General features: G+C 42.5%; 9 protein-coding genes. 3 read left to right on the top strand and 6 right to left on the bottom strand.

The window, feature by feature from the left end:
* Window positions 1–33: 33 nt before the first annotated feature.
* The 3 genes from BW976_RS00820 to BW976_RS00810 are packed head-to-tail and all read left to right on the top strand — an operon-like array spanning window position 34 to window position 7,358.
* On the top strand, window positions 34–2,913 hold the full coding sequence (locus tag BW976_RS00820; protein ID WP_076369444.1) for a beta-galactosidase: 2,880 nt from the start codon (window positions 34–36) through the stop codon (window positions 2,911–2,913).
* 15 nt (window positions 2,914–2,928) lie between these two features.
* Complete coding sequence (locus BW976_RS00815; RefSeq protein ID WP_076369442.1) at window positions 2,929–4,056, top strand: acyltransferase family protein; 1,128 nt, start codon at window positions 2,929–2,931, stop codon at window positions 4,054–4,056.
* An 8-nt stretch (window positions 4,057–4,064) separates the two neighbouring features.
* Window positions 4,065–7,358, top strand: coding sequence for a GH92 family glycosyl hydrolase (locus BW976_RS00810; protein WP_084191993.1), 3,294 nt, complete (start codon window positions 4,065–4,067; stop codon window positions 7,356–7,358).
* A 6-nt stretch (window positions 7,359–7,364) separates the two neighbouring features.
* Here the strand turns inward: BW976_RS00810 and BW976_RS00805 are convergent, their stop codons facing one another.
* Genes BW976_RS00805 through BW976_RS00780 form a run of 6 tightly spaced genes read right to left on the bottom strand, consistent with a single transcriptional unit; the run spans window position 7,365 to window position 14,173 of the window.
* Window positions 7,365–7,886, bottom strand: a complete 522-nt coding sequence (locus BW976_RS00805) for a hypothetical protein (RefSeq protein ID WP_076369438.1) — start codon at window positions 7,884–7,886, stop codon at window positions 7,365–7,367.
* Window positions 7,879–9,150, bottom strand: a complete 1,272-nt coding sequence (locus BW976_RS00800; RefSeq protein ID WP_076369436.1) for a phthiocerol/phthiodiolone dimycocerosyl transferase family protein — start codon at window positions 9,148–9,150, stop codon at window positions 7,879–7,881. The genes BW976_RS00805 and BW976_RS00800 overlap by 8 nt, the downstream gene beginning before the upstream one ends.
* Window positions 9,147–10,427: a condensation domain-containing protein gene (locus BW976_RS00795; RefSeq protein ID WP_076369434.1), complete on the bottom strand. Its 1,281-nt coding sequence runs from the start codon at window positions 10,425–10,427 to the stop codon at window positions 9,147–9,149. The genes BW976_RS00800 and BW976_RS00795 overlap by 4 nt, the downstream gene beginning before the upstream one ends.
* A complete protein-coding gene (locus BW976_RS00790) occupies window positions 10,424–11,707 on the bottom strand; it encodes a condensation domain-containing protein (protein WP_076369432.1) in 1,284 nt (427 codons plus the stop codon). Before BW976_RS00790 ends, BW976_RS00795 begins: the two co-directional genes overlap by 4 nt.
* Window positions 11,708–11,741: 34 nt before the next feature.
* Window positions 11,742–12,947, bottom strand: a complete 1,206-nt coding sequence (locus BW976_RS00785; RefSeq protein ID WP_076369430.1) for a glycosyltransferase — start codon at window positions 12,945–12,947, stop codon at window positions 11,742–11,744.
* A 20-nt stretch (window positions 12,948–12,967) separates the two neighbouring features.
* Window positions 12,968–14,173, bottom strand: coding sequence for a nucleotide disphospho-sugar-binding domain-containing protein (locus BW976_RS00780; protein WP_076369428.1), 1,206 nt, complete (start codon window positions 14,171–14,173; stop codon window positions 12,968–12,970).
* Window positions 14,174–14,200 lie beyond the last annotated feature (27 nt).

Genomic DNA, 14,200 nt, shown 5'->3' with positions numbered 1-14,200 from the left:
GCACTTTGTTGTAACAGAGGCTATGGGCAGGCTATGAACGATCACATATTCCCAACTCACGAAGTAGTCAAACCATTTATCAATTTTGATAGCAAAGGCTTTTTAATAAATGGTAAACGTACTTTCATCGCTTCGGCTGGATTGGAATATGCGCGCATACCCCGGCAACTGTGGTACGATCGCCTATTGCGGTTAAAGCGCGGCGGTTTCAATTGCGTGGAAGTATATACCATGTGGAATTTTCACGAACCATTGGAAGGTAAATTTAACTTCAGTGGCGACCATGACCTGAATGCGTTCTTAACTATAGTTAAGGACTTGAATATGTATGCCATTGTTAGAGTAGGTCCATATTACTGTGCCGAATGGGATCTGGGCGGCTATCCGCTGTGGTTGAAATTTAAGCCCGGCTTACGCGTACGAGAGGATAACGAAGAGTTCGAAAAATACGTCGACCGTTTTTTTGATAAATTATTGCCGATAGTTTTTAATCAGCAAATTAATAAAGGTGGTCCGGTAATCATGGTGCAACTGGAGAACGAGCATAATAATGGTTGGGGAACAATAGTGCCCGATAATTATTTTAAGCACTTGCAAAGCAAAGCGCTGAGTTTAGGTTTGCAGGTGCCGTACTTTTTTAGCGGCTTGCACCATGCCAGCGACCCTGCAGGTGATGGCACTTTGGATGACCCAAAACGTCCTAATCCCTGGTTTTCTACCGAGTTTTGGAGTGTATGGTACTCCCAGTATGGGGCAAAGCTCACTGATTCTGCGGTATATGCCCGGCGTACCTGGAAAATAATAGCGCATGGTGGTGGTGGATATAACTATTACATGGCTCATGGCGGATCAAATTTTGGTTATACCAATAATGACGAGGACGCGGCATCTTACGATTATGGTTCGGCTGTTGGCCAAGCCGGAGATTTGCGACCTATATATTACGGTTTTAAACATGCGGCCCTGTTTGCCCGTAGCTTTCAGGATGTATTGGAGAATTGTACCGATGCTACTGCCGCTTATAAAGATATTGCTGTAGATAGCAATCTAAGAGTAACAGCAAGGTCGGCCGATATTGGTGATCTCGTATTTTTAGATAATCCGACAAAAAAAGCAATAAAAGCCAGGGTTAAGGCTGGAAACGATATACTGGTAACTGATATAACTATTGCCCCAGACGAGATCTACCCGCTGGTACATAACTATACCATCAATAATGTGATAACGCTTAACTGGGCACTTACCCAAGTTTACGGCATGGTTAAACAAGGTAATACCACAACTATATTCGTGGAAGCCAGTAAAGAAAATATGGCACTTTTATATTTCAAGGTAAATGGTATGCCAACTGCTGCACAAGGAGCTAAATCATTTAAAATAACCGATGGTAGTATCAGCCTTGCGGCGGCTGTACAAGCCGGAAGCTTGACCGAATATACTTTTGAAGTGTCGGGCCAGCGTGTCCGGATTTTAGTAGGAGATGCATCCACCATGGATAAAACCTGGGTAACTGAAGTACAAGGATCAGCGATTCCTGTTATCGTGAGCGGTACATCGTATCTTGCAGATCTTAGCTTGCAAAAAACGCAGCTGTCGGCAAAAGGCGAATATCCGCTGATGGCAAAAAAAGATGGCTCAATACACTTGTATCTGGAGAATAAATCTACTGTGTTAACTTATGTATATCAGTTGAGTAATAAGTTTGCTTCTACTATAACTTTATCTCCATGGCAGAACAAAAATGCTTCTGTTTATGCGGCACCAGCTTATGACGATTCCAACTGGTTTAGTTCTGCCGATCCCCAACAAATGGGCGCTGATGATAACCTGACAGCCGATGCCTGGTATCGTACCACACTGAATGTTCCATCATCAGGAAAGTATACCATGCAGGTTGACGGCGGAGATCGTGCTACAGCGTTTATTGACGGTAAGAAAGCAACCCAATGGAAAGTCCGGGATGGTGAAGTAACGTTCGATATGGAAAAGGGGAAGCATACACTGGCGGTATTTACCGCGCATGAGGGCCGCGATAAATTGGCTGCCTACGTAGGAGCGATTACCTATGTAGATAAAAAAGGTTTATCTGGTCAGGTTCAATTGAAAAAAGGCGGTCCGTTTATTTCTACGACCACTAACTGGTATTTTACTAAAGCCGAAAAAGCTGTCGACGTAAAAAACAATATCCCGGTATTTGACACCACCACCTGGAAAAAGTATAAAATTGGCGACGATGTATTTAACAAGCAGGAGGGTTTCGGCTGGTTTCAAACTATTATCCCGGTTCAGGAAGGCAATCCATCTAAGCTCATGATCAATTTCAGAAGTGTCGACGAAGACGCTACTGTGTTTATTAATGGCAAACAGGTTGCACAGCATAAAGGCTGGAACTCACCTTTTGCTGTAGAAGTTAATGATGCCACTACGCTTCAAAAATCAATAGTAGTTACCTTGTTCATCGAAAATTATTCCAATGAAGGAGGGATAGATCAACCTGTAAAAATCAACAGCATAGGTGATGGGATAGTACTAAATAACTGGAAAATGTTTGGTGGTCCTGGTAATCCGGACGCTGCTGATGGCTGGAATAAATTAGCACCTAAAACCTCATTTGCGGGACCGCAGTTTTTCCGGTCGCAATTTACCGTGCCGCAATCACCGGGTAAGCATTTGATATGGAGGGTTCATACAGATGGCTTAAGCTACGGTTCGGTTTGGGTGAATGGTCATAACCTGGGGCGATATCCCGAAAAGGTTGGTAACATTGGCATGTATATACCCGAGTGCTGGTTAAAAACAGGTATAAACCATGTGGTAATTTATGACGAAAATGGTAACCGGCCCGATAAGGTGGGTATCAGATCAGAAAAAGGGGCAGGTAGAGTAACCTATACGCTTCAAGGGAAATTATAATAAAAATTAAGAGATATGGCTTTAGCAAAAGACAGGTTTATAACACTCGATATTTTCAGGGGCATGACTATATGTTTCATGATTATTGTAAACGCCCCCGGTTCGGGTGCGGTGCAATGGGCACCATTAGATCATGCCGCCTGGTTTGGTTTTACACCAACCGACCTGGTTTTTCCTTCTTTTCTTTTCGCAGTAGGAAACGCGCTAAGCTTTTCTAAAAATAAGTTTGAAAGCAATAGCGCTTTCCTTCGTAAGATAGGCAAACGCACGCTGATCATATTTTTACTGGGCTACCTGATGTACTGGTTCCCTTTCTTTCACCGCGAAGCTGGAGGGTGGGGATTTAATCCACTAGGGAGTACCCGTATTATGGGGGTATTGCAGCGTATTGCGCTTTGTTACTTTTTTGGTTCGTTGATTGTACATTATTGCTCAAAACGCATAGCTGTTATTATCTCTGTTTTGCTTTTGTTAGGATATTGGGTGTTTTTGCTATTGCTTGGCGAGCCAGGAAAGGAGTTAACTATGTTAGGTAATGCAGGTACTCGTTTGGACATTTTGATCATGGGTAACGCACATTTATACCACGACAAAGGCGGCCCAATAGCTTTTGATCCTGAAGGACTGCTGAGTACTTTACCCGCTATTGTGAATGTAATAGCCGGTTATCTGGCCGGAGCCTATATACAGCGCAAGGGTCGTAACTATGAGTCGGTAGCTAAATTATTGATAGCAGGGGTTTGTTTGATTGGTATAGCGCTGTTTTGGGCCCAGTTTTTTCCGCTGGCAAAAAAGTTATGGACAAGCACATTTACGCTTCTTACTATCGGTATTGATCTCGTGATTATTGGCGTACTGATCTACGCTATAGAAATAAAGAACATCAAACGAAGTACTAACTTTTTCCTGGTTTTTGGTCGAAACTCGCTGGCGATATACCTGTTGTCGGAGTTGCTACTTACTATTATTTCGACCGTTTGGGTAAAGCCAAACCTGAGTTTTTATGATTGGATAAACCAGGTATTTTACCAACCGCTATTCCCAGGAGCATTTGGTACACTGGTTTTTGCAATCTGTTATATGATGTTTTGCTGGCTGGTAGGTTATATGATGGATAAAAGAAAGGTCTATATCAAAATATAAGTTTCTGTATGCATAAAACATCTTTCTTAATTAAAAAGACTGTCGGACTGTTGCTGTTATCACTTGCGATCACCTCTAACATAAATGCACAAAACCGATCAAACCTATCATATGTAAATCCATTCATCGGAACTACCAAAAGCGGTGTACTTACCCATTGGGGTGGCGATGGTGGTACATATCCCGGTGCAGTAGCGCCATCGGGTTTTATTCAGATTAGTCCAGAAACACGAATTACAGGCGCAAGAGGGTATAACTATGCCGATTCATCTATTTATTATTTCAGCTGTTTTGGCCATCATAGCGGTTTTCCTGAAGGTTCATCAGGGCGTTTATTCATTATGCCGGTTGCTGCTGGGCAAGTTTTTGAACCCGGCATAAATAAAAACCGTTTTTCGCATCAGAATGAGATAGCGCGACCAGGATACTACCGGGTAAAATTTACGGATAATAACATCGTAACTGAAGCAAGCACTTCTATCCGCACAGGAATACTGCGTTTTGTATTCTCAGCTAAAACAAAGGCCCAGGTTTATATAGGTAATGCAGGAGATATTACCATTGTTTCCGGAAAAGTGATACATGGTTCTGCGCTGAATACGGTGATCAATTTTAGCGAAGCTTTTACTGGAAAGAAAAACGTGAAAGATGGTTACCTGTTTACGTTTAAAACTGCTTCAACAGCAAAGGTTATTGAGTTAAAGCTGAGTACATCTACCGTAAGCTTTACAGGGGCGCAAAGCAATATCGATAAAGAAATAGCTAAATTAAACTTTAATGCTTTTGTCGCGCGCACAGGTAATGATTGGGCCAAACAACTCTCTGCCGTTGATATTACGGATAACAGCGAGGCCAATAAAGCCGTCTTTTATACTGCCCTTTATCATTCGCTATTAATTCCTTGGGTAATTTCTGATGTGGACGGTAATTATCGGGGAGAGGATGGTATTGTTTATCATACTTTGGGTAAATATCAATATGGCGGGTTTTCTCCGTGGGATACGTTCCGGTCACTGCATCCGCTGTTAAGTTTACTATATCCTGAAAAACAGAATGATATTATTTTATCCATGCTGGATATTTATAAGCAAACAGGTCATTTACCTACAGAAAGTATGACCGGTAATCATGCTATACCTATTATCGTAGATGCTTATTTAAAAGGTATTACCGGCTTTGATAAAGGATTGGCTTATAAAGCCATGAAAAGCAATATTGTCGATTCGCCTTTTGTGCAGAAAGATATAAGCATTTATCACCGGATGGGCTATGTGCCTTATACCAACTCGGAATCGGTAACCCGTACGGTAGAGTATGCCTATGATGACTGGGCACTATCGCAGTATGCTAAACAGGTGATGCATAATGATGCAGATTATCAGCTTTTACAGCAAAGGAGTTTCAATTACCGGAATCTGTTTCACCCGAATGATTTGTTTATGTTGCCCCGATCCGGAAATGATTTTAAGCTGAACCCGGGCATGTCTGGCTATAAAGAAGGCGACAAGTGGGTATATTCCTATTTTGTACCTCACAATGCCAAAGACCTGGTAAACCTGATGGGGGGGAATAATGCTTTTGCTAATCGTTTAGATTCTGCTTTAAGAAACGATGTTATATTATTTGATAATGAAACGGTTATACACGTTCCTTATTTGTTTAATGCAGCGGGCAGGCCAGATCTTACGCAGGCATGGTGCAGGAACATTATGCTGTCGCGATATAAAAATCAACCAGATGGTTTGCCCGGCAATGATGATCTGGGGGCGATGTCAAGTGCTTATATATTCAATGCGCTGGGGATTTTTCCGGTCAGCCCAGGTAAGCCAGAATATGCTATCGGGGCACCTTTGTTTCAATTGGTAACATTGCATTTGGCTAATCATAAAACATGGACGATTCAGGCTAAAAACCAGTCGGCAGAGAACAAATACGTAAGTTCATTAATTGTTAATGGCAAGGACTATGAACAGTTGGTTCTGCCTCATTCAACTATTGCTGGGGGCGGAATGATGCAGTTTACGATGACCAATAACGCTCATCACAACAACTGGCCAGTTGATAAAGATCCTGTATCCCTATCCGAAACCAAAACCCCATCGGATATAAGAGTGACTAATTATAGCCTGCAAAAAAACAAGGTAGAGCCGAATGAACAATTGTGGCTGCGATTTACAGCGCAAAACACAGGTTCGACAGGCACAAAGAATATAAGAATATATGCTAATGCAAAAGTGGTCGCCAGCGGAAACTATCTTATTCCGCAAGGGAGCACAATTACCGATTCTATCAGCTGTAGATTATATCGACTGGGGAAAGTAAGAGTAGGGCTAGATAGTGCAGGTAATAATACTGTTGAAGTTACTGATCCTGTGCAACCTGTATTACATCCTTTTGAAATATCCGGATTCACCTCTAAGCCATTAATACGTCGTGGCTGGGAGCAGCAAATAAACTGTACAGTGAAAAACTTGGCAGGTAAAAATCAGACATTTGTTATACCAGTAAAGCTGAACGATTCCCTTTTGTATACCGATCATGTACAATTATCTCCGGGTGAAAGTAAAGCATTGTCTCACTCATTTAGGGATAAAGTAAATGGTGTTAAATATTTAATAGTGAATGATATAAAATCTGTATATAAAGTATTTAGTGATAGTGTAGGCTCGTTGTTGCTTAATCTTTCACTTACAACAAATGACAGCGACCAACTTATTGCCGATAAGTCTGGATTTGGTAATGATGGGTATATTATTCGATCCATAACTGTTGAAAATGGGAAACGAATATTACTAGGCGATCATTGTTTTGTAGAAGTTCCTAATGCACCCAGTCTGGATGAGCTTGGGCAAACTATTACCATGATGACCTGGGTTTATCCCGAAGGAAAAGAAACCGGATTGGTTGATATGCTTACCAAAGGCGATACGCATGTTTTGCAGATGAACGATAATAAAGCCTTGACCTTTTTTGCCGGCGGCTGGGGGCGGGGCGATTGTACCGTAAACCTTCCTGCCAACTGGAAACAAAACTGGCACCATATAGCCGGTGTTTGTAATGGTAATGTGCTGTCTGTTTATATCGATGGTCAATTAGCGGGTACATCGATGGTAGAAGGACTGGTGAACCTGTCTGTAGCAAATAAATGGCAGATAGGGCGTAACGAAGAGTTTCCTTCAGAAAGAATATTTCATGGTTATATGGACGGGATCAAAGTTTATGCCCAGCCATTATCAGCTGTTGAAATCCAGGATGTTTTTAATAAAGAGCAAAGCAATTATAAAAACCAACCCGGAAAGTAATACGCTTTAAGCAGATACCGGAACTTTGGTTTGTTTAGACATATACTTTTTTAGTTTCCTGATCGGGAAATAAGTGAAGATAATGGAGTATGCTGCGGCCAGTAAGCCATCCAGATAAGCCATTATTGGCCCATTGAATTTATAGTGGGCTGGTAAACTTAGTTGTGCGGTAAACATCATGGCCAAAACAATCAATAACGTCCCAACACCATTGATGATAGCTGTTTGCATAGCAAACCTATTTTTGTTCAGATCATCACTGATAGCCAGGTCAAGTGCCCCTTGTTCAACAGCTAGTATCGTTTTTTTGAGTATATCCAGTGTGAGTATAAAGGGTAGAAATAACGACATTGGCAGCGTAAGCCTGGCCAGGCTTTGTTCTCCCTCAAACAAATGGGTATACCCTAATTTAGCGAAGCTTGCATAGGCAATAATGGTATTGAAAAAAATATTAGGGATAATGTATTGCAGCAGCTTTTTTTGCGCAAATCGTCTTAAGGTTGTTTTATGTATAGGTTTATCAGGCATGCGATAATTGCTGTAAGTTGGCAAACAATAGTTCCATTGCAGCGGCTTTAATTTTTAAAGCTTCGGCTTCTTCAAGGAAATTATCGTTTGACATGAAGGTGAAATCCATCCTGTTTTTAAAAGTAGTTGCCACCAATGTATTCGGGTTGCGCCAGGGGAAAGCAACGGTTGGGCTATAAATAGTTTCTACCTCAAATGAGTTGTACTTTTCAGGAATAGTTAACCTGCCCATGTTTGACAAGGTAACATCATGCGAGCCATCTGTAGTCTTTAAAAAACCAATCATTCGCTTTACTGTTTTGTGCATGTATTCGCCCATCCACAACATTTCATAGGCGTTCATGGTTTCAATTTTGGCCGTCAGATCGGTTTTTATTTTGCGTGCCTGTTCCCAAAAACCTTTGTTATGATCTTTATCAAGGGTCAGTTCCACAATAGGTGCAAAGGCAAACATAGTATCCGGTTTTATGGCAGGGATAAAGCGCCTGATATCTACCGGGCTGATCACCTTTCCTCTAGCTTTAACACCTCTCACTTCCTGAAAGGCCTTTAAGAAGGCAACACATAAAACCGCATGTATCGTAGTGCCCGCATTTTTAGAGGTTTCGGCTATGGCAACGGTTTGTTCTTCATCCAATTTCCAGTGGATGGCATAGTTTCGGCCGCTTCCAAATTTGTTCCGGGTACTTTTAAGTAGAAAGAATAATCTACCCAAAAACGAGTATATCCGGCCTTTGCGTTTGTTTTTGGCAATATCAAAGCTTTCTGGCATTAATTCCTGTACTGAATTGAATGACGTATAAGTATCCAATTCCTGCTCCGGGTTATCCAGTAAACTCAGTATCTCGCCAAGCAATGCTGCACAGGTGCCGCCATCACAAACACAATGCGGCATTACCAGCAATAGTTCTGACACTGATGCCGATCTTATCCAAACTACACGGGCTAAAGGTACATTGTCGCCGTCAAATAACTTATACCATTCCGTTTTCGATTCTTTTAGCCAATCATCATCGGTAAGTCGCTCGGTGATGCGTATCGGGATTGACCGTACATGCTTATTGGTAATAAAATAGGGGCCGCCTTCCTGCTCCTCATCTATACGTACCCTTAATAACGGATGCTTTTGCTGAACCTTAGTTAAGGCGATATGAAGATTTTCCGGGTTAATGCTCCCGACTATTTTGACTGTAAATACACAATTAAGCGGCGTAGAAGCGTCTACGTGCATAATTCTTTCCACCATCATTAGTTTTCTTTTCATGCTACGGCTACCGCTATATTACTAATCTGTTCTTTGATCATTGATATTATTTTATCTTTTATAGCCAGGGCATCTTCATAAGGAATAAACCCTTCACTGGCAATAAACGAAAAGTCCATCTGGCCGCGATAGGTGGAGGTTACCATGGTAGTGGTGTTGCCCAGCGGACCGATCACCGCCGGACTGAATATAGTTTCCAGTTCGAACGAACGGTATTGATGCGGGATGTCTATTTTGCCCAGGTTAGAGAACATGCAATCGTTAGTTGACTTGCCGTTTTTTAGCAAATTGGTGAAATTATCCATCGCGGAGTGTGCCGATTCCATCATCATCATGGTAGCATAAGGATCGAGCTTAGCCGATTTTTGATCAACATCCTTTTGCATGGCTTTAACGTTATCTAAAAAATCCAGACCGGCATGTGCCGAAACCACTATCATCAAACCAAACGCAAATAGCTGGTCTTTCTTAATTTCGGGGGCAAATCTCCGGATATCAACCGGGCACGATACCTTGTTATGCGCCTGATCTTTCCTTACCTGTTTAAAAGCACTTAACAGCACACCACATAACATGGTATTTACCGTAATGCCCGCCGATTTACAATAAACGATCAGGTCTTTACTCAGGCTTTCATCAAACTTCCAGTGGATCAGGTAATCTCTTTTCCTATCGACCGGATTTTTCTTTACCGGCATCAGTTTTAGCACTACCGCAGCCAGGCCTCCAATCAATTTAGCCTTTATTCGTTTCGTTTTGTTGTTTAAAATAGCCGGTGGAATAATATCTTCCACACCCTTTATCGGATCTTCTTTGCCAATATCAGCGCCTGGATCATCCAAAAGCTGCAGCAATTCAGCTAATATGCTCATGACCGAACCGCCATCGCATAAACAATGATGGATGGTAATGATCATATCAGATACAGTCTCATCCTTTATCCATACCACGCGTAAAAGAGGACCTATAGCTGTATCAAATGGTGTAAGCAACTCCCTGTGCGATTCTATTTGCCAATCATTATCACTTAACCGGTTTACCGTTCTTACAGGGATCTTAATCGCTTTTGTTTCATCGATAACAAACCAGGGCCTGTTTTTATCATCATTCTGCACAAAGGCATTTAGCCAGGGGTGCTTTTCCTGTATCTTTCCTAAGGCATATTGCAGGTCGGTCTCTGCAAAAACGCCACGTAGTCTAAACGGTATCACGCCGTTAAAAGGCAGCGTGCCGTCGCCGTGTAACATTCTTTCGCCAAATAATAGTTTTCTTCTCATGCCACACTCAGTTTTTCTGTTGTCCCGGTTAATGTCGAAATAGTTTCCATCATTTTATCCTTGATAGCCATTGCATCCTCATATGTCAGGCTTCCTTCATTGCTGATGAAGGAAAAATCCATTTCTCCGCCATAAGTGGTTGTTGTAAACGCGGTAGCGTGTCCTTCTGGTACCATAACCGATGGGCTAAATATAGTTTCTACCTCAAAATGTTTATAATGTTGTTGAATGTCCAATTTACCCAGGTTAGAAAACATACAATCCTTATTTGCTTTCTGGTTTCGTAAGAATCGGATTATTTTACGCAATGACCCGTGAGCAGCTTCTAACAACATGATGAGTTTATACGGATCAAGTTTAGCCATCTTGTGTTCGATGTCCTTTTGCATAGCCCGCGCGTTGCTGAAAAAATCAAGACCCGGAAAAGCTGTTACCAATATCATTAAAGGAAAGGCAAAAATATTGTTCTTTTTTATCTGCGGGTTAAAATTGCGGATATCAACCGGGCACATGATCTTATTAAGCGCTTTGTTCGGCAGAACTTGTTTAAAGGCATCTAAAAGAATGGCACACATGATGGTGTTTACCTTAATATTTTCGGCTTTACAGCAGGCCAGCAGCGCCAAGCTAAGCTCCTGATCAAGCCGCCAATGGATCAGAAAATCCTTTTTTTTCTCTACTGGTTTGTCTTTAGATGGTATGAGCGACAAGGCTATTGAAGCCATACCAAATAGCAATTTGGCCATAAACTGGTGTATCTTGTTATTCAGCATCGTTGGCGGAACAATATCGCCAATATCAGCTATGGGTACTTCAACAGCGATGCGGGCATCAGGATCATCCAGAAATTGTAAAAATTCTTCGAGCATAACCAATGCCGAACGGCCATCAAAAAGACAATGGTGCATCACCAGCAAAAGCTCTGAAACCGGTTCGCCCTTGATCCATACCAGGCGCATCAGTGGCTCCTGGTAACTTTTAAAAGGTACCGACCACTCTTTTACCGATTCTGTTTGCCAATTATTATTATCTATACGTTCCATAATACGTATTGGGATATTAACCGGGCGTTCGTTATTAACTACAAACCAGGGCTCGCCATTTTTATCATTTTGTACCACTGCATTCAGCATGGCGTGTGTTTTTTGCAGACTTACCAGCGCCAGCCGGATGTCTGTTTCTGAAAAATTACCGCGTACTCGTACCGGTAAAAGCGCGTTAAATACGTAGTTCCCATCTCCATGCATAACGCGTTCAATCAAAAGTAACTTTCTTCTCATAGGCAATAAATTGGTCAAAGGTTTAGGTTGGTGGTTAGTTCAAAGGCGCCAGGACAGATTCTGCGGCAGCAAAATCTTCCAATAATTGTACGGCCTTATCATTACCACCGGCGGCTACAAAGGTTTCATTTACCTTTATGGCAGCCTCCCGATATTTCGGATTCTGTAATAGCTCAAAAACAGTATCACGCAGATCAGCTATGCGCAAACGTTTGTACCGTATGCTAACACCAGCACCTGAGTTTTCGATCAGTTTTGCGGTGTGAAAATGATCATAAGCGATAGGGGTGATCAGCATAGGCAGTCCGTTGATAAATGTATCATTTACGGTGTTGAAGCCACCATGGCATATCACCGCGTCTATATGTGGCATCAGTTCGGTTTGAGGCACAAAACCGTTTACGATAAAGTTATCGGGCCATACCTCAAAAATATCAGGATTGGTGGCCGCTACTATGGTTACCGGCTGATCCGCAAAAGCGGTTATCAGTTTCTGGAAAAATTCCTTGCGGATGTCAACCAGTAATGTACCCAGAGATACAAAAACCTTTGGGGTAGTAGCCTTGGCCAGCCTTTCCCAATCGAAAGCAGCGTTGTTTGGCCGGCCTTTTACCGGGCCCACGAATTTCATATGCGGCGATACTTCATCAAAACCGGCAAAAGCCTGTGAAGTAAATACCATATTGAGTTTATGCGAGTGGATAACGATTTCATCACCATAAACACCAAACTCCTGTTGCAAGCCTTTTACCAGGTTTTGCTGCCATTCAAAAATTTTAGGAGCGCTGTTGGCAGTGTCACCCATAACATCCGGCGGTACAGGTGTAGTTGTTACCGATGGGATACCCTTGATGTGTGCACATAAGGCACCGGCAAAGGTGATACAATCATTAATGATTACATCTGGTTTCCAGGCATCCACAAAGTTGCTTAGCCCCGGCATCATGATGCGGGCAAAAGGCACATAGGTTTCCTCCAAAGCTAATTTCATCACCTCCGGACCCGAACAAGCCGGGCCATCGTCCTGACGTTTCAGGATACGGTTTATTTCGTCCTGGTGTTGTTCCAGTTCGGCAGCAGGGTATATGAACTCGCCGCCTGCTGGGATATGCTTATCGGCAAGTGGTGTAATACCCAGCCATTTTACTTCGTGACCGCGGGCAATAAGGCTTGCACCGATACTTAATGTTGGACTGATATGCCCGAAAAATGGAGGAACAACAAATAAAAATTTTGCCATGGTAGTAGATGATGATATTGTTAGTTTTTTAGTACTTCCAAAGATTGTTTTGAGGCGATCTGCTCCAGCAGGTCGGCTGCGGTTGCTGTGCCGCCGGCCTCCAGGAATGATTGTTTGATCACTTCTGCGGATTCTTTATAAGCAGGGTTATTCAATACGGTGTTAACGGCTTCTTTCAGGTGATGGGCCTTAAATCGGTTAAAGTTCAAACGCTCACCTGCGCCCGTACGCACTACACGACCAGCCACATGTGATTGATCATAGGCAATCGGGATCACCACCATAGGTAAGCCATTAGATAGGGTTTCGCAAACGGTATTATGACCACCATGGCAAACTACGGCGTCTAAATGGGGTAGCAGATCAAGCTGGGGCACATGGCGCTGCACAATAAAGTTGGCAGGCCATTGATCAAACAGATCGGGATCAGAAACCACTACGGCGGTAATATCTTGGTCGCCGAAAGCTTCAACTACTTTTGTAAAGAAGCTCTTTTTATGCTCGTGGTCAAAAGTAGTGCCGATGCTTATCAGTATTTTAGGACTGCTGCTTTCTTTCAGCTTATCCCAATCAAAGGCCGTTTTGGTAGTCGGGCGATTAATTACAGGTCCGGTAAAACGGAAATTTGGTGTCAGCTCCATATCGCCAAAAAAGGCCTGTGAGGTTAATACCATAGTTAACAGATCAGAACAAACTATGGGGGTGGTAGCATCAACCCCAAACTCCCGCTGTAAGCCTATTACCTGATTCATTTCCCATTCATGCACTTTAGGCAGTTCCTCCATTACTTTGATAGCAGCAGGTGCAGTTACTGATGTGGCATAGGGTAGGTTTTTGTTCAACGCTGCAATAGCACCCGCAAACATCTGGTGGTCGGTGATCACCAGGTCTGGTTCAAATTGATCGAGCAAATGGATAATGCCATCATAGCTATGACGATTAAGGGGAATCAACACTTCTTCATACAGGAATTTAAGACTATCGATACCGTAAACTATTTTTTTGGTGATGATATCCAGGTATTGTTCACTTTCCTGTTTTTGTTCGTCATTCTCATCATAGCTGATGTGCAGCAGTTCACCACCCGTGGGAAGTTTAGCAGCTAATGATTCGTCGAGCGTTATCCAACCTACCCGGTGGCCGCGTTCCAATAAAACAGCGCCCATGCTTAAAGTGGGGTTGATATGCCCGGTTAAAGGAGGTACAATAAATACAAACTTTGCCATAGGGTAAATGTTTTTCGCGGGTAAGGT

The organism is Mucilaginibacter lappiensis, assembly GCF_900155965.1.
Taxonomy (GTDB): Bacteria; Bacteroidota; Bacteroidia; order Sphingobacteriales; family Sphingobacteriaceae; genus Mucilaginibacter; species Mucilaginibacter lappiensis.
Note: the sequence above shows the minus strand (reverse complement) of the source record. Positions and strands in the feature narration are given on the sequence as shown.